Origin of the sequence: Chitinivorax sp. B (assembly GCF_005503445.1) — a bacterium.
In the GTDB taxonomy this organism is placed as follows: domain Bacteria; phylum Pseudomonadota; class Gammaproteobacteria; order Burkholderiales; family SCOH01; genus Chitinivorax.
In genome coordinates, this window is sequence record NZ_SCOH01000013.1 from 28,381 (window position 1) to 46,595 (window position 18,215).

The 18,215-nt window shown below is 53.8% G+C and carries 8 protein-coding genes; 6 read left to right on the forward strand and 2 right to left on the reverse strand.

What is annotated here, in order from left to right; genetic code table 11:
• Nucleotide 1 precedes the first annotated feature (1 nt).
• Nucleotides 2-5,740 carry an alpha-2-macroglobulin family protein gene (locus FFS57_RS09965; RefSeq protein ID WP_171013807.1) on the reverse strand — a complete coding sequence of 1,913 codons (5,739 nt, stop codon included), beginning with the start codon at nucleotides 5,738-5,740 and terminating at the stop codon, nucleotides 2-4.
• A gap of 544 nt (nucleotides 5,741-6,284) precedes the next feature.
• On the opposite strand from FFS57_RS09965, the gene FFS57_RS09970 reads away from it, so the two are divergent.
• The 3 genes from FFS57_RS09970 (at nucleotide 6,285) to FFS57_RS09980 (ending at nucleotide 11,502) form a co-directional block, all read left to right on the forward strand.
• Nucleotides 6,285-7,124, forward strand: coding sequence for a dienelactone hydrolase family protein (locus FFS57_RS09970; RefSeq protein WP_171013808.1), 840 nt, complete (start codon nucleotides 6,285-6,287; stop codon nucleotides 7,122-7,124).
• Nucleotides 7,125-7,514: 390 nt separating this feature from the next.
• A complete protein-coding gene (locus FFS57_RS09975) occupies nucleotides 7,515-9,875 on the forward strand; it encodes a chitinase C-terminal domain-containing protein (protein ID WP_137937645.1) in 2,361 nt (786 codons plus the stop codon).
• Between the two features lie 82 nt (nucleotides 9,876-9,957).
• Complete coding sequence (locus tag FFS57_RS09980; protein ID WP_137937646.1) at nucleotides 9,958-11,502, forward strand: glycosyl hydrolase family 18 protein; 1,545 nt, start codon at nucleotides 9,958-9,960, stop codon at nucleotides 11,500-11,502.
• A gap of 113 nt (nucleotides 11,503-11,615) precedes the next feature.
• Here the strand turns inward: FFS57_RS09980 and FFS57_RS09985 are convergent, their stop codons facing one another.
• Nucleotides 11,616-14,867, reverse strand: coding sequence for a M9 family metallopeptidase (locus FFS57_RS09985; RefSeq protein WP_137937647.1), 3,252 nt, complete (start codon nucleotides 14,865-14,867; stop codon nucleotides 11,616-11,618).
• Between the two features lie 401 nt (nucleotides 14,868-15,268).
• On the opposite strand from FFS57_RS09985, the gene FFS57_RS09990 reads away from it, so the two are divergent.
• The 3 genes from FFS57_RS09990 to FFS57_RS10000 all read left to right on the forward strand — a co-directional run bounded on the left by FFS57_RS09990 (nucleotide 15,269) and on the right by FFS57_RS10000 (nucleotide 18,200).
• Complete coding sequence (locus FFS57_RS09990; protein WP_137937648.1) at nucleotides 15,269-16,177, forward strand: LysR substrate-binding domain-containing protein; 909 nt, start codon at nucleotides 15,269-15,271, stop codon at nucleotides 16,175-16,177.
• 114 nt (nucleotides 16,178-16,291) lie between these two features.
• Complete coding sequence (locus FFS57_RS09995) at nucleotides 16,292-17,179, forward strand: alpha/beta hydrolase family protein (protein ID WP_137937649.1); 888 nt, start codon at nucleotides 16,292-16,294, stop codon at nucleotides 17,177-17,179.
• Nucleotides 17,180-17,249: 70 nt separating this feature from the next.
• The gene (locus FFS57_RS10000) at nucleotides 17,250-18,200 is read left to right on the forward strand and encodes a hypothetical protein (protein ID WP_137937650.1); all 951 of its coding nucleotides are present in this window, start codon (nucleotides 17,250-17,252) and stop codon (nucleotides 18,198-18,200) included.
• Nucleotides 18,201-18,215: the final 15 nt, after the last annotated feature.

Sequence of the window (18,215 nt, forward strand, 5' to 3'; positions counted from 1 at the left end):
CCTACTGAATCCGGATGTCAGCATTTGGCAATTCACCGAACATTTCCGGTGCATACATTGCTTCAACCCGTGTGGGCGGCAGATGGAACATGCCGCTGTTGTTCAAGCGCACGTTGTATTCCACCGACCACTTGCCTTGTGGCAGCCAGCTGTAATAGGCCCGATAGGCATCCATTGCCGTTTCCACGTAAGCAGGCCACGCGCCGCTCTGGGTCGTGCCCTGGCTGAGGATGGCCGAATCGGTTTTCAAGCCACGATTCAACAAGGTACTACCGGCTGGAATCGGATCGTTCACCGCCACCCAGCCCATCTCGGCAAGTGCTTCGATGTCCAGACGGATACGCGCAACGTCGCCACGGCTCCAACCGCCCGGCTTCTGCTGTACCACAGGGGTCACTGTCTTGTTGATGCGGTAGCCAGTGAACAATGGCTGTTTCAGCGGCACGGCGGCGATGCTTTGCACGGTCAACCAGGGCTTACCGGTGCCTTGCTGTGTCACGGCCAGTTGGCTGGCGCCTTTGGGCCAAGCGAGCGATACGGTATTACCATGCGTTTGCTTCACCCAATCAATTACCTGCTTTTGACCATTGAGTTGCGCCTGCGTTTCGCCAGTGACCGGGGTGTTCTCGAAACGCTGCGAGAACCGGTCATAGGCCAGGCGCCCCCAGGCATTGGCGGTGGTCAGGTCCCAGTGGCCTTGGCGCTGGCGGCCCAACGCGCCACTGGCGATGCGTGGCAGGTCAGCTTGCCAAGCCGGTTCGTCCAATACGGTCAGCAGCAGGCGTACTGCATTCACGTCGCCAGATTGCATAGCCCACCACAGGTGGTCGGTTTTGTCGGTGGTGAGTGCTAGTACTGTGCCTTGCAGGTTGAGGCGATTGCGCAGCAGTTGCAGTGCTTCTTGCAGCTTGCTGTCACGTTGGGGGATGTCAGCCGTCCGTTTCAGGACATTGATCCAGTCCAGTAGGCTGGATGTTGTCCAGGTCTGCGGGCGCATATCCAGCGAATCCAGCAGATTGGGACGTACCTTACCATTGCGTGCCAGTGCTTCCAACGCCATCAGTTTACTGACGGTAATATTGGCCCAGGGGAAGTCATTGCGTTTGATGCGACCTTCCAAAAAGCCAATCAGCGCTGATTCCATGTGCGTCGCCTGGGTGGCCGGCAGCGACCAGCCACGCTCATGAGACAACGACAACAGATAGGCCGTCAACTCGATACTGCCTTCGTTCAGCAGGCTGAAGTATTTGGCAAAGCCGTTGCTATCCAGAAAAACGGGCAGATCGGCATAAACGGTATCCCACAACGCCTTGTCATTGAGTGCAACCGCCCGGGATGCGCGTTGTTCCAGACAGCTGAACCAGTAATTACGCATATAACGCTCAACGCCATCCAGGCTATCTGCCAATTTGGCCTTGGCACTGATTTTGACTGCACCACGGCCTGGCAGCGCGTCATCCGGCAGTGCAATCGGCAAGGTGAAATTGCCATTCAGCTGGGTCAGTGTGGCCTGAATCACCCGTTCTGGTACCGCTGGGTAGATTTTTTGCGACAGTTTGACACGGTCGCCGGCTTTACCGCCTTCTTCTTCCAAGGTGACCAGCCAATCCAGCTGTGTCTGGTTTTGCGGTACGGTCAGCGTCCAGCCGATTTCCTTGGCTTCCCCTGCCTGCAATGTCTCGCTGATGGCAGCAGGTTGGCTGACCAGGCCCGTGACCTGGGCGTTGGCCTTTACTTTCATGGCGCGATCGGTGGTATTGCGCAACGTGAAGCCGGCACGGAAGCTATCGCCGTCACGGACGACAGGTGGCAGGCCGGATAGCATCATCAGGTCTTTGGTCGCGCGAATACTGGTGCTGCCAGTACCAAAACGGTCGTTACCCGCCTGAGCCACTGCCACGATTCGGAAACTGGTCAACGCATCGTTCAACGGGACCTCGACAACGGCTTCACCCGTATCGTTCAGTGGGACTTGTGCTTTCCACAGCAGCAATGTGTCGAACAGCTCTCGGGTGGGCATCAGGCCACCGCCGCCGCCCGATGGCAACGCTTTCTTGCCAAAGTGGCGGCGACCGATGATCTGCATTTGTGCGGTGGCCGTGGTCACACCATAACCGCGCTCGGCCATCATCCCTTCCAGCAGCTTCCAGCTGCGGTTGGGTGCCAGTTCCAGCAAGCCCTCGTCTACGGCGGCCAGGGCAACTTCCGCGCCTTTCGGCAGGGGTTTGCCATCTGACGTGCTGACCTTGATCTTTACCTGGGCTTTTTCACGTGTCTGGTAAACCTGCTTGTCGGCGTCCACTTTCACATTCAACTGATGACCCTGATGGCCGACACGGAGTGTGGCGATACCCATGCGGTAGGCAGGTTTGCCGAGATCGACCATGGCAGTGGGTTGCACATTATCGACCCGGCCGCGCACGACCAGTGCCGATACATATACATTGGGGGCAAAGTGCGATTTCAATGGAATCCGTACCACTGGCTTTTGCGCAGTGAGCGACTGCACATAAGCCTCGATGACACCTTCACGTTCTACCGTGATCAAGGCGGACGCATTCTGAAAGGGCATCCGTACCTGCAAGTTGGCCACCTCACCTGGGTTGTAGTCAGTTTTGTCCGGAATGACATCGATGCGGTCACTGGCCGTTCCGCCAAACCAGGCGCTGTCCTCGCCGTTGAACCAAGTTTCGGCATGGGCAAAGGCATACTTGCCCTCTGGATCGCGTGTGCCGACCCGCACCGTGATATCACCGGATTCGCGACCAGTCAGCTTGCAGTGGGCCATGCCTTTGGCGTCGGTCTTGGTATTGCAGACCACGCCCATTGGCTTGTACTCAACTTGGTTCTCATAGGCATAGAAGCCACCGACCAGCCGCTTGCGATGCGAGAACACCCGGCTCAGGTAGGCATTGACCTGTACTGGCGCATTCGCAACGGGCTTGCCATTGGTATCCAGCACCAATGCGATGATAGGGACTTCCTTGGTATCGGTAAAACGGTCGATTTTGACACCAGCCACATAGCGCGCGGTCCACATCGGAATGGTGGTGCGGCTGGTCTGGGTTTCGCCATTGGGGTCGGTGTATTCCAGCTCGGTCAGAACCTCAGCCGGTTGGCTGATGGTGGGTAGTTGTGTCAATTCAGTGCGGGCTGCACCTTGTTTATCCAGTATCAGCGACTGATCGGTAAGTGGTTTGTCCTGATTGGTGGATTCCGGCTGGCCTTCTTCACCAAAGTATTCACCATCGTCGGTATAGCGGCCACGTGGTGCAACCCCACCCTTTTTCATTGCCTCCGGCACATCCCCGTTACTCAGGAAATAGTCAGGATAGCTGGGGAAATACACCAGACGCGGGCGTACCAGTGAACGCAATTTGACGCCACTGGTGCTGGCACCACCACCGTTCAGGTAGTTCACCTGGATATCCAGCGGCAGATTGCCTGGGTTGATCTGTGGGGTGTTAGGGCCTTTGACGATTGCACGCATCAGCGGCACGCGGAATTCACCGACACGGAAGGTACCGGTCGGCTGCTGAAACTTCTCTTCTTTGCCTTGCTGTTGAAACAGCATGACTTGGTACTCGCCAAGTGTGGCTTTGGCAGGAATCGACCAATCCGCCTCGGCATTGCCGTCTTTCCAGCTGATTGGGAAATCATACTGCTGGCCGCTGCCGAGGTGTTCGATACGCATCCGGTTGGGCAGGGTTTTCGGGTCGATGCCGGCAAAGCCCAACATAGTACGTTTCCGGGCGACATGCTTCATGTGGATGGTTTCGCCGGCACGTAACAGGCTGCGGTCGAATAAGGTGTGGATGGCGTTCGGACCTTGCCAGAAGGCATCTGGCAGGTTGAAACGCCAACTTTCAATGCCATCATCCCAGTCACTGCGAACAAAGCCCATATCATCGCCTTTGCGGGCGAAGACATAGAGCGGACAATCCCAACTTTTGGGCAGGGTCTGGCGCAGTAAGGCCAAACCATTGTGGTCGGATTTTCCCTGCCATAGCTGGCGGCCGGTACAGTCACGTACGGTCAGGTTGGCATCCTTCATCAAAAAGCCCTTGTCCATGGTGGTCACCCAGATCAACGCGTTTTCTTCACCGCGTTTCAGGTGTACGGACAAATTGGTGCTCAATGCGGCAGTTCGAACGAACATGGTCTTGCCGCTCTCCAACAGATTGGCGCCAAGCCGGGGGCTTTCGATTTCCACAATGTTGAAACCAGGGCGAGCCATTGGAATACCAATGACTTCGGCTTCACGACTGCTAGTGGGCGTCGGTAGGCGGCTTTGGATGGTGCCTTTCTCGCCGGTGATGTAACTACGTTCATCGGCACCCGTGTCATGCTCGCTCAAACGCTTCATCCAGCGGATGATGTCGGCTTCGTCATTGACGGTCAACATGCGGTAGATCGCACCTTGGGGTGGTTCATTGGTACCGGTTGCGGGCTTGACCGGTGTGGGTAGCAGCGTGCCGCCGTTGATGGTGGGCGCTGCATTGACCGATGGTGTCGGGGGCACGGCATATTGATTCAGATTACGTACCGTGACCGGCAGCATGCCGCCGGCGTTGCGTTCGACAATCCCGAAACTGGCTGAGAACTTAGCAAGCGGTGGGTAGGCATCTACCTTGACCGGCATCGGGAAAGTCTTGGCATTACTGAGCGGTCGATTGGCGTCATCCTTGAAGTTGGCAGGTAATTGCAGCGTAAGTGTGCTTTTTTCTGGAAACGGGCCAACGAAACGGACGGCATCCACCCACACATCTTGGACACGTTTGATCGGGTCCAACACGGTAGCGCTACCCGCTTTGCTCAACAATAAAATGCGCTTGCGGGTATCTTCATCTGCGGGTTGGGCTGTGTAGTTTTTGCCGTCTGTATCCCGTAGGGTGATGTGTTGGGCTAGGTTCCACGCTACGGGGGCGGTGAAGCGCAGCGTTACCGGCAGAATCGGTAGGCAGTTGGATTTGGCATTGCTCCGCTCGCAATACAGGTTGGCGGCAAAATCCTGCCGAACCCGGTAGCTCAGCGATTGACCTTCGCCACCACTGATGCCGTTGGTTGCCTGCAATCCGGCATCGATGACCAGATTCAGCTCTTTACCAGCAGGTAATTTGCGCTGACAACGCAAGGCCTCGAAGTAACGATTGCCAGGTTGGCGTACCAATAGCTTGACCAGATTGTCGCGCTCTACAGGGGGTAATGAGCGGGTACCGATGCGTTCCTTGATGCCTTCCACATCGCAGTGTGCCAGCTTGGCCAGGCTGGCGGCCAGAACCGGGCCATCGAACTCGAACAGGAAAAGTTGTTCGTCATCCACCAGTCGGTTGGTACCAGGCCAGGTGTTAAGTAAGCTGGGCGAGCCGGTTGAAAGATTGAAGCTGGCGTTATCGACACGTTGACCGGCTGGTGTCTTCAAATCAGGTTTGATACTGAATTGGCAAGATGTGCCACCAGGTAATTCCCGATTGAAGTCATACACCCAGTTTTGGGCATCAACCCATCGGCCTTTGCCAGGTTCGGCGCATTGAATTGTGAAAGGGTCAGCGCGACGTGGATCGCCGAAATCAACGGCTGGGGCTGAGAAACGGACCTGAACCTGTCGAATATTCTTGCTGACACCTTGTGGTGAAAAACTGTCGACCTTTACGCCATCGGCTGCATGAGCCGTGCCGAGTACTCCCCATATCAACCATGCCAAGCGCATTGCGACGTCCTTTTTTGCTGATGCAGACATTATCCTGAAATCCTTGCGAAGGTGCATCCACTGTGGGTGTATGGCATGGCAAATGTTGTATTTCCGCTGTGTGAGCCTGTCTGACTAGGAGTATAGGCAGCCTGCATGAACTATGTCTGGGGTCGATGACTGCAGCCGCTTGGCCTGAGACCGTGATGATGAATAGTGTTCACCACAGATTGGATATTATTCGGTACACGTCAGAAACAGTGATTGCTTTTATATTTGAAGGGTCGAATTGGTAAGATCTATTTTCAATGGATCAATGGTTTAATTACCTGTTCATCTGTTTGATTAATCAAATTATCAGCTGATTATATTATAAAATTCATTGTTGATGATGTTTAGAAGATGTTGGTTGATGATCATGATATTTTATTTTAATGATATGGCTCAGTGTGGCTTATGTTGGTGATTCGGATTGTACTGGTTGGTTTTATCATGTTCGATTGAACATATTCTGATGGCAAGGCAACATTGTTTCACTGCCTTTTTAATGCAAGGAGCGATGATGAATAAAAGAATGGTGGCTATGACTTTTGCCATGAGTACATTAATAACCCCTTTTGCATGGGCTGCAGATGATTGGGTTTCCCATCTTTGGTTCAATCAGAACAATTATCACTATGTCAGTTTTAAACCGCAGCCACCCGCAACACCCGTTCCCAACCTGCCAGAAGCCATCGGAGGACGGTTGATGTTGCCGAAAACACGGCCGGCGCCGGCTGTGCTGATTCTACATGGCTCATATGGCGTAGATTCCCGTACCGTACGTTATGCCGAGGCTTTACGACGAGCAGGGTTTGTCACATTGGAGGCAGATATCTGGCAGGCAATGGGCATCACCAACAGTCGGCCACGCACCGTGCACGAGACCATGCCATCGGTTTGGGGTGCACTGAACTATTTGGTTAATCGGCCAGATGTGGATCCACAGCGCATTGGTGTGCTGGGGTTTTCATGGGGAGCGGTGCAATCAATGTTGGCAGCACGTGAGCCAGTCGATGGGTCACAGCCGCATTTCTCCGCATTTGCAGCGATGTACCCGATTTGCTGGGGCTATAACCGTGTACCTGGCTACGAGCTGACTCAGGTCAGTGGTCCAGTACAGATTGGCATTGGTGATCAGGATGATTATGACGAAGGCCCCGGCATGTGCCAGGCATTGGCTGTCCGATTGGACCCAAGTGGAACCAAAGTCCGTGTCCGTGTTTATCGCAACAGTTATCACGGTTTTGATCGGTGGGAGGCAGGTGCGGTGGTGAATGATCCCTTCAGTCATCTGGGTAAAGGTGGTGACGTGATGATCAAGCCGAATCTGCAACAAGGTACTGCGGCGATTCATCACGCGGTGCAATTTTTACGCGAAACATTAAAACCATAGTTGGCGGGGCGTTGCCAATTCAGTTTTGGGGCTCATTGGAGCCCCTGTGACCTGGTACATGAGAGAGGGTCTGATATATACGTATTTTCGGTTGTTGTTATGTAGTTTCTGTGTATTGTCGACTACAAATCCAGGCCCAGAAATTGCATGCAAGTTTCTTTTTAATAAGACCAATTCTCAAAATTATTACATCCATGATCTGGTAAGAAGCTTTGCCAGTAAGCCATTCTTTATATGCATTGGATTTCGCATATTTAATACAACTTGCAATCCAGATTGATACCAATCAAGAATGGCTTCACATGCTGCTGGAGCATGTATGTATCTGGTAATTCATTAATCAAAACAAATTTATAGACTCGCTTAAGCGGGATGATGGAGGATTTTCCGATGACGAACCATAGCTGTCGTGGCTTGGTGCTGGTTGTCGCATTGTTGGCATGCAACGTGCCATGGAATGCGCAGGCTGGTCCCAAAGTTGCACTGCGTCCGCTGGCTGCCAGCATTGCCGCTTGCCCTGCTGCCTGGAGTGCCGAAACTGTTTACAACGGGGGACAGAAGGTCTCCTATCAAAGTAAGGAATATAGTGCACGTTGGTGGACCAAAGGTGATGTACCTGGCGCCAGTGAATGGGGGCCATGGGCGCTGATTGGCACATGCGGTGATGGTGGGGGAGGCGGTGGCGGAAATGAGCCGCCGTTGACTCAGGTACCACCCCCAACGGGCCACGCCTTGTGTCGACCGGATGGTTTGTACTTCAACCCCGGCCTGAATGTGCCTTATTGCCAAGTTTACGATACGGATGGCCGTGAAAAGCTAGGTACAGCCAAGCGCCGTATCATTGGTTACTTCACTTCATGGCGTACCGGTAAGGATGGCTCGCCAGCTTATCTGGTGAAGGATATTCCCTGGGATAAAGTCACCCATATCAACTTTGCTTTTGCACATGTCGATGGAAATAATCGACTGTCGGTCGGTAACCCGTCCGATACCGGTAATGCCGCCACCAGCATGGAGTGGCCTGGTGTGGCTGGTGCGGAAATGGATGCCAGCCTGCCGTATAAAGGGCATTTCAACCTGCTCAACAAATTCAAGAAGCAATATCCAAACGTCAAAACCCTGATTTCAGTGGGTGGTTGGGCTGAAACCGGCGGTTATTTCGGGGCGGATGGCAAGCGGGTGAACAGTGGTGGTTTTTACAGCATGACCACCAATGCCGATGGTTCGGTGAATCAGACCGGTATCAATACATTTGCCGATTCGGCGGTTGCGTTTCTACGGCAGTATGGCTTCAATGGCGTGGATATCGATTACGAATACCCGACCTCCATGAAGGATGCAGGCAATCCGGTGGATTGGACCATTGCCAATGCTCGCCGTGCCGGGTTGAACCGCAGTTACAACGCCTTGATGAAAGCCCTGCGCGAAAAGCTGGACGTGGCAGGTGCACAGGATGGCAAGTATTACCTACTGACTGTGGCGGCACCGGCATCCGGCTATTTGCTGCGAGGGATGGAGAACTTCCAAGCACTGCAGTATCTGGATTACGTCAATGTGATGAGTTATGACCTGCATGGTGCCTGGAACGAGTTTGTCGGTCCGAATGCAGCCTTGTTCGACGATGGTAAAGACGCTGAACTGGTGCGATGGAGCGTCTATACCACGCCGCAATATGGTGGCTTGGGCTATCTGAATACCGACTGGGCCTATCACTACTTCCGTGGGGCGGTACAGGCGGGTCGCATCAATGTGGGCGTACCCTATTACACTCGTGGCTGGAAGAGTGTGACAGGTGGGGTCAATGGCCTATGGGGTAAGTCAGTGGGGAGCAAATGCCCAACCGGCTTGACCAACTGTGGTGATGGCGCACGCGGGCTCGACAACATTTGGCACGACAGTGACGAGCAGGGCAAGGAAGTTGGCGCGGGTTCTAATCCGATGTGGCATGCCAAGAATCTAGAGAAGGGCGTGGCAGGCAGTTACATCGCGGCTTACGGCCTGAATCCGGCTACGGATCCAGAAGACCGGTTGGTGGGGACGTATAGTCGGTATTACGATACCACTTTGATCGCTCCATGGTTGTGGAATCCACAGAAGCAGGTATTCCTGTCGACCGAGGACGAGCAGTCCGTGCAGAAAAAAGCCCAATGGATCGCTGCCAATGGTATTGGCGGGGTGATGTTCTGGGAGTTGGCGGGTGATTTCGACTGGTACCCCACTCGCAATGGGGGGCAAGGCGAGTACTTCATGGGTAGTAAATTGACCCGGGCCTTTGCCGATGCTTTTGCCAGTGCCAGCCCTTATGGCAACAAACGTAACCCGAAAACGCCACCAGCTGCGGCCATTGATGTGGGATTCGAACTATTGGGTTACCCGCTGGGTGACAGCAATTACCCAATCAGTCCAACCCTGCGTATCACCAACCGTTCCAGCGTTGCCTTACCAGGAGGGACGGAATTCCAGTTTGATTTGCCAACGGCCACCCCGCCCAATGCCAAGGATCAATCAGGCTATGGCCTGGGTGTGATCCAGATAGGGCATAGTGGCAACAATATTGGCGGGCTGAAAGGTGATTTCCATCGGGTATCCGTCAAATTGCCAACCTGGAAAACCTTACCTGCCGGTGCTTCCACCGATGTCAGCATGGTGTATTACCTACCGTTGGCAGGGCCAGCCAACTACACCGTCACCTTTAATGGCAAAACCTACGCCATCCGGGCCGAACAACCGTATCTGCCTTACCTGAAGTAAGCCGTTTCAGGCTTGTGGCCGCCACGCTTCGTCGTGGCGGTGGGATGTTTCACATCAATCAGGATCATAAGAGGAGTACAGCATGCGCAACAGTATCAAGTCGTTGGCCGGTATCGTATTCGGCAGCCTGGGCTTTTTGACCTTGTCCATGGCAGCAAACGCAGCCAGTTGCCCGGCATGGGAAGCCACCAAGACGTATACCGCTGGTAACTATGTCAAACTGGACAATCAGGCGTGGCGGGCCAAATGGTGGAATCAGAATGATCGTCCGGGTACCAGCCAATGGGGGCCATGGGAAAGCCGGCCTTTGTCCGAGTGTACTGACGATGGTGGTGGCGGCGGCAATATTCCGCCAGAACCCACTCCCACTGTGGGGAAGCATGTAGGCGCCTATTTCGTGCAATGGGGGATCTATCAGCGCGGTTACCCTGTCCGCAAACTGGTGGATAGTGGCGGCCACAACAAGCTTACCTTCCTGAACTATGCGTTCGGAAATGTCTACGCCGATGGCAAGTGTGGCATGGTGACCCGTGCCGAGAATGGCAATGGCGATGGTGGCGATGCCTGGGCGGATTACCAGAAATCATTCTCGGCAGGTGAATCGGTGGATGGAGTGGGGGACCAGTGGTCCGATCCATTACGTGGCAATTTCAACCAGCTGCGTAAGCTGAAATTCAAGAACCGTAACCTGAAAGTGCTGATTTCACTGGGTGGTTGGACATGGTCACACAACTTCGGCAAGTTTGCCGCAACTGATGCAGGCCGCCGCACCATGGTGTCTTCATGCATCGATCTCTATATCAAAGGGAACTTGCCACAAGGTGAAGGGGCAGGTGGGGCCGGTGCAGCGAAGGGTGTGTTCGATGGTATCGACATCGATTGGGAATATCCAGGTGGAGGTGGCTTGCCTGGTAATTCGGTCGACCCAAACGACAAGCACAATTTCACCTTGCTGCTGGCTGAATTCCGTAAGCAACTGGATGAATTGGGCACACAAAACAAACGTAAGTATTACCTGACCGCAGCTGTGGGTTCCGGGGTGGATAAGATCCGCAATACCGAACCTGCTGAGTACAGCAAGTATCTGGATTGGGTCAACGTGATGACTTACGACTTCTTTGGTGGCTGGAGCGCAACTGGCCCGGCCCAGTTCCAGTCACACCTGTATCGTGATCCTGCAGCGCCCAATACCGGGGATCTGGCTTCCTATAACGTGGCAGATGCAATCCAGACATTGGTCACGGCCGGTATTCCCAAAACCAAGCTGAATGTCGGGATTCCATTCTATGGCCGTGGTTGGCGTGGTGTGGCTGCTGGGCCAAATGGCAATGGCTTGTATCAGGCGGCAACCGGTGCGGCAACGGGTACGTATGAACCAGGGATTGAGGATTACAAGGTACTGAAGCAGCGTAATGGCTCGCGTTATTACCATCCGGTCACCAAGCAATTGTGGCTGTATGACGGTAACGAGTTCTGGAGCTATGACGACCCAACGGTGATTGCCACCAAGCTGGGTTATATCAATCAACAAGGTTTGGCGGGTGCCTTTACTTGGTCGCTGGATGGCGATGATCCACAGGGAACGTTGCTGAACGCGGTATCGGCACTGAGGGGCAACGGCCAATAGGGTGATGGACTTCTCGAAGGGGATGTAACCCTTGGGCAGGGTAACCTGCCTGTTTTTTGCCAATAAAAAAACGCAGCCATTTGGCTGCGTTTTTCGTGAGCCAGGGAACGTGATTATTCCTTGGTGATTTTCGCTTTCAGGCTCAAACCACGGAAGGCGGGCTTGCCTTTGACCAGGAAATACATGTAGCGCTCCATGCTGCCCGGGTTTTCCAGCGTAACACTTTCTTCGTTACCAATGCGTGCCGAACGTGCCAAGTGATTGCTATCAGTGGGCCAAGCACTGCTATGGGCATACAACACAACATCGCCTTCACCGCCGGTTGTGCTGACAGTTACACTCTTTGAGCCGGCTGGCAACAACATCCAGTAATACTCCATGCTGCCGGTCTGGTTCGGGCGCAGGCAACGGTCAGCCAGTGCGTCATCCCGTTTGGGACACTTGGCTTCGCTGAATTCGTCGCCAGTTCCGTTCCCGCCACCATCCGTATTGCCAGCGTCAAATGCTGCGCTCAATGCAACATTGCTGTATGCCTGACGTGCTTTCAGCATGATGTGGTAGTAACCAGGTGCCGGTTTTTGGATTACCAGGTTTTCGCTGTTGCCAGTCTTGGCGGATTTGGCCAGATGGTTGAATTCATTGGGCCAGCCGCTGCTGTTTTGCACATACAGGTCAACATCACCACTGCCACCGACTGTGCTCAGGCGTAGGGCAGGGGTGCCGGCCGGTACATTGATGAAGAAGTATTGTGCTTGATTGTTGTTCAGCGGGCTTCGAGTACAACCGTTGCTCAATTCATCAACACGTGCTGGACAACGACCTGTGGTCGGGCCGCCGGTATCTGCAACTGTGACGGGGAAGGTGATTGTATTGGTCAGTTCGCCGTCAGATACAGAGAGAATCACCATGCCCGAGCCAGTCCTGCCAGCTGCCGGGGTGATGGTCAGCGCACGTTGTGAATGGCTACCAGTCAGTGCCAGACCGGATGTCGGCAGCAGGGAGGTATCATTGCTTAGGACCGTCACTTTCAACCGGCCAGCATCGGTTTCTTTGTCGCCGATGGTGAAGCTGATTGGAGTGGAAGTCTTGTTGGCTGCAATGGTCTGATTACCAATACTGCTGATGGTTGGCATGGTATTGCCGGTGGGTTTGCCACCCACGCTGATGCGGAACTGGCTGCTGCTGCTCAGTTCGCCGTCCGATACCGTCAGGGTGATGATTGCCTCACCTTGCTTGACCGCCAGAGGGGTGATTTGCAAGGTACGCTGGCTGCCGCTACCAGTCAGGCGCAGTGCTTGTTGCGGTACGACAGCTGGATTGCTGGTGCTGAAAGTAACGCGCAGTTTGTCTGCTGCACTTTCCTTGTCCGATACCGTAAAGCCCAGGTTCAATGGCTTGCCGCCGCTGGTTTGCTGGTCTGCAATCTGGCTGATGGCGGGTGCGGTGTTTTGCCCCGGCTTGGCAGGTTTACCACCCGCAAATTCGCCATCGGTACGTGCCGTAGTAATCCATTGACGGAATTCTGCATCGTAACGGGTGCCAATCTTGGCGATATGACCTGCATAACCAGTGTAGTCGCCGGCACGCAGGTATCCCAGTACCTTTTCAACATCATCACGATGGCGTTCGAACATGAAGCGTACGGCCAGATAGCCCCAGCGATAGGCGCGTGTCGTGTAGTCACTCATCTGGTAGTTATTGGCCAGAATGGTGCTCAACGTATAAGTCTGTTGACGGCCGATCTCAATGGCTTCATCGTAATCATTCTGGTGAGAGAAGTATTCGGCGACACCTTCAATCCACCAGACAGTTTTTTGTGAGGTACTCTTGCTGAAGTCGCCTTCCATGTTGAAGCGGCCATCCAGGTAGTGGATGTATTCATGTTCCAAGTTCCAGATGTGGAACTTGGGTTTCATCCACTGGGCTTCATGAGCAATGAAGCGGGCCTGATTGCCAGCCTTGGCTGGGTTGCCTTCCAGATACATGCCACCATTGTTGGTATCGATACCGAAGATGGCGCTGGCGTACTTGGCATAGTTGTCATAGTCATCGAAGACCACAACTTCCAGACGCTTGTTCTGATCGTTCGGCACGGGCGCGCTGCGGCTGGCGTCGCTGTTGCCCATCAAACCATAGTGGAACAGTTTTTCTTCGGCACCGATCACCTTGCAGGCTTCAGTGAACTGATCGGCCGTCATCTGCTGGGCGCGGATGGTTACGGTGCTGCTGCAGGCGTGGGTCAATGGCAAGGCCTTGCGTTGCAGGTTGTCCTTGAAGTTGCAGGTGCCGTAATAGTTGCAGTTGTCCTTGTCGTAGTAATCGACGCTGGCGGCTGCGGCCAGCCAGATTTCAGCGCCAGCACCTACCATGTCGTTATCGCCCAGTACGGTACGTAGCAAAGGCTGAACTTGCGCTTTACGCTCGTCGTACTTCATGAAGCGACCCATCTCGCGCATGGCGTTGGCGAGTAGGAAAGCTGAATCGGTACCGCGTAGGTTGAGGTGGCGGCGATAGAAGTTGAACAGCGTGTCGACATACTTGCCGTCACGTTTTACCAATTGGCTGAAGTCATCGTTTTGGTGGCCGCGGAAGAATACGGTGAACACATTGTTCACGGCATTGCGCATTTCCCATTGCTTGGTATAGCTGGCATCGAAACGATTTAGCAGATCGATCAGGCTGGGTAGCAGACGAGCGTTCTCGGCAGCGCTGTCAATCAGCGTTACCATTTCACTCAGGACTGCACCGTTTTCACGGGTGACATTGCGTGCCGCACTATTGCGGAAGAAGCTTTCCAGCCCCGGCTGTATTGCACTGCGCAGAGACGGGCCATATTCGCCAACATCTTTTTTGTTGTACCACTGGACGTAATAGCCAGCGCGCAGGAACATGGCAACTTGCAGGATCTGATTGTCGTTGTTGCCTTTGTAGCTATTGGCCAGCCGTTGCAGTTCACCTGCAGCACTGACCATCTGGTTCTCGTTGAACACAGCGCGAGCCGTATTGCCGGTCAACGAGAACAAGCCATTGATGCAGCTGGTCGAGGCCGCTTTGATCATGCGAACCAACGCAGCGCCTTGTACACCAGCGAAATCTTCCGGCCGGCACGTTGTTTCATCCGCAGCCATGGCACGTTTCATGTTGGCTGCAACGGGTTTCGAGGTATGTTGATGGTCTGGTTTGGCTTCCCGCGCAAAATCCAACCGTGGCATCGGTACGGTGGTGGTGCCCACCACACTATGGGTATTTTGCTCAATCGTGGTTGCAGCACGAGGCGGCTGCATATCCCCCGCGAAAGACAATCCGCTCAACGCCATCGATACGGCCAAGGTGGTCATGACAGGGCGGAATAACGAGTCAATCATGTGTTCGGTTCCTAAAGATTTTCATGCAATGGATCAACCGGCATGATCCGATGTATTTCATTACATCAGCATGTCAACATTCTGAGCCGGTCCGCAATGGGAGAGCTGCTCTGTAAGTCAAGCCAGCATAAGGTTGAAGGCAATGATTACGCGCATGGTTTTGTTCTTGTTTCACCTGCAGTTACAAGCCAGGGAATGTAATTTCCTAGGCTTGTATATAGCAGGCTGTAGCGTGTTCCGGCGGGGTGGCATTCAGGTTTTCTTGCCCACACGGAACGAACAGCATCTCTATGTGCACAATTCTAATTAACATAGTTATTTATGCCAATTAGATTATGATGAACGTGATGATTTCTCAGTACTTCTTCCATCGGGAATGTATTGAATGACGGGGGAAAACCATGAAACGACGATTACCACCACTTGCCGAACTTCAGACCTTTGAACTGGCTGCAGAGCGTCTCTCCTTCAAGGAGGTTGCCGGCTTGATCCACCTCACCCCCAGTGCTATCAGTCATCAAGTCCGTGAATTGGAAGAATTTCTTGGCATTGAGTTATTTCAGCGAATGAACCGCCGGCTAGCATTGACACCGGCAGGGTCACAGTACTATGCCATTGTCAAGGATGCATTGGAGCGACTACGGCGGGGAACGGATTTGCTACGCGACGAAGCGGCAACCCAGCGTGTGGTGGTCTCCGTGGCACCGTTTGTCGGGAGCGAGTTGATCACGCCGCATTTATCTGAGTTTGCACTTGCTCATCCCGATACTGAACTGGTGGTCATTGCCGAGCAGGCATCACGTGATCCCACCCTGGGGGAAATCAATATTGCCCTGCGTATGGGAACGGGCCGGTGGCGAGGGCTGCATGCAGAACATTTGTTGCAGATTGATGTTGTACCTGTATGTGCGCCGAGTTTATTGGCGGCAGCGACGCCAGCCCGGTTACTGGAAGCGGGGGTATTGTTGCAGCTGGCGTTGCCAACAGATGCATGGTCACGCTGGTTTCAATGGAAACAGTGGCCGCGCAACAAACCGACCCAAGGGCCGATGTTCGACAACTATCTTGGGCTGATCATGGCCTGCGAGAAAGGTGCGGGCATCGGGTTGGGGATGTTGCCGGTCATTGAGCCCTTGCTGCGTTCCAGGCGGCTGGTGGCATTGGATGAAACGCCATTGCCTACCGAGTTGGGCTATTACCTGGTATATCCGCAAGGGCACCGTTTGTCGGTCGCGGAACAGGCTGTGTTGGTCTGGCTTCGTTCAATCATGGGGAGGTGGGCAACAGTGGAGCACGCGGAAGCCAGTTGAACTTTTTTCACTTGATACCGCAGCGAAAGATCGTTTGTCATACACATTGTCACCACACACAATACCCGTTATCCGTAACCATCCAAGTAGCGCCTTGCATTGAAAGGTCCATACATGCACGTGCAAGCAATCCAGTTGGTGGCGGCCGATGGTTATCGATTGGCTGCCAGCTACTTTCAGCCAGCTGTTCCAAACGGCCTGGCATTAGTCATCAACAGCGCAACGGGCGTGCCACGCCGCTACTACCGCGCTTTTGCCGCCTATCTGGCGGAGCGTGGCACTGTCGTATTGAGCTACGATTACCGTGGTATTGGCGACAGCGTTGACATTCAATTTGATCAACCCAGCCTGCGAATTCGTGACTGGGGCGTCAAGGACTTTGAGGCTGCACTAAGATGGTTGATGGTGCACAGTGACCACCAGCATCTTGCTGTTGTGGGGCACTCCATTGGTGGACAATTATTGGGTCTGACACCGGTTGTCTCACAGCTCTCGACCGCATTGACGGTCGCCTCGCAAATTGGTTACTGGCGGCACTGGCCTGGTCATTTCAGACGTTGGCAAATGAAAAGCATTCTTGGCTGGGCCATGCCCGCAGTGGTCAAGGGCTTTGGGAAATTACCTGGGTTTGCCATGGGAGGGGTGTCACTGCCTGCTGGGATTGCGTTGGAATGGGCTCGCTGGTGTCAGCATCCAGCCTACTTCGTGGATGAGCAGGGTCTGCCACTGCCTACCCATTTTCATCGTTTCCGCGGACGGATTCGCTTGTATTCCATCGCTGATGATCTGTTCTATGCGCCGCCGCTGGCGGTTGTGGCACTGGCAGCACGATTTGGTGCCGAACAGGCAGATGTGGTATTTCGGCAGCCGTCAGATTGGTCCTTGCCGGGTCTGGGGCATTTCGGTTTCTTTCGTAGCAGTACCCCGCGCCATGTCTGGGACGAAATTGCCAATTGGCTGGAACAACAAACGATCGCCAATAGCCAATTCATGGCGGCATGATTGTTTGGCGCTGTGGGGTAAAAAGCGGGGATGTGGCAAACTTGCTTTTTCGACCGATTTGCGATTCGCCGTGCCTACCTATTCTCCATTTCACATCACCTTTGTTGCCATCATGCTGTCTGGATTGACAGCTTGTGGTGATAAGCCACCTGCCTCACCCAATCTTGATCGCAATAACTTGATGCAGTTGGTCTTCCCCACATGGCGTCCCGCTGACAATCAACACCGTGTCAGCGTCACTGCGGCCTGGGCACCGGAAGGTCCGTTGGGGGATAAAGAAAGCAAAGATCCGACGGCTGTTTCACTGGACATCGAACCAATACATGTCGTGAGGTTGTCTCCAGCCCGTGCTGTCATGCTTACGGCGGCGACAGCGGTGATGGCGGATGGCGAGTTGATGGACAGCCATGCTTCATCAGGCTTGATTGGTGCCTATTGGTTCAAGGAAGAAGATGGTAAGTGGTATCCGGATGGTCGACAGGACGAAGCAGCCTGGAATGGGTTCATGGGTAATGTAGGTGAGATGACCATTGTGAAACTGGATCCGGCCAAGTTCGGGTTGATGGTTGAGGCTGGAAGTTGTTGGCAAGGATACTGCGGTAATTGGGGGAATCTCTTTGCACTGGAAGAACGACAGGTCACCTCATTGCTTGAACACTCCATCCCACTATTTGCCAATAATGAAGGTGCGGTGGAGTCCTGTTCTGCTTTACTTAACGTCAAGCCAGGCCAAGTTGTCAAACGAACTGAAGAACAGGAATCTCGAAATACGTGTTACCGCGTTGAAACCAAATGGCAATTCAAACCCCGTAAAAATGGCATGGCTGATTTGATGTTGAATTTTGATGGCGAGGAAGAAAGACGCCGTGTGGTTCATGTTGAAGAAACGGAAGAGCCTGACGGTAATGAAGCCTATCAAGTTGAATTGTCAGTCGAAAACGTGACTGGCAAGCAAGTCTATCGTTTCAGAAATGGTCATTATGTGTCGGTCAGCGGTAAGAATCTGGTACCAGAGTTCTGATTGCCAAGCACCGGG

Excerpts from the sequence above, each read along its gene's own strand:
- FFS57_RS09980 (WP_137937646.1), top strand. The coding sequence starts at position 9,958 with ATGCGCAACAGTATCAAGTCGTTGGCCGGTATCGTATTCGGCAGCCTG.
- FFS57_RS09990 (WP_137937648.1), top strand. The coding sequence starts at position 15,269 with ATGAAACGACGATTACCACCACTTGCCGAACTTCAGACCTTTGAACTG.
- FFS57_RS09970 (WP_171013808.1), top strand. The coding sequence starts at position 6,285 with ATGAGTACATTAATAACCCCTTTTGCATGGGCTGCAGATGATTGGGTT.
- FFS57_RS09985 (WP_137937647.1), bottom strand. The coding sequence starts at position 14,867 with ATGATTGACTCGTTATTCCGCCCTGTCATGACCACCTTGGCCGTATCG.
- FFS57_RS09975 (WP_137937645.1), top strand. The coding sequence starts at position 7,515 with ATGACGAACCATAGCTGTCGTGGCTTGGTGCTGGTTGTCGCATTGTTG.
- FFS57_RS09965 (WP_171013807.1), bottom strand. The coding sequence starts at position 5,740 with ATGTCTGCATCAGCAAAAAAGGACGTCGCAATGCGCTTGGCATGGTTG.
- FFS57_RS09995 (WP_137937649.1), top strand. The coding sequence starts at position 16,292 with ATGCACGTGCAAGCAATCCAGTTGGTGGCGGCCGATGGTTATCGATTG.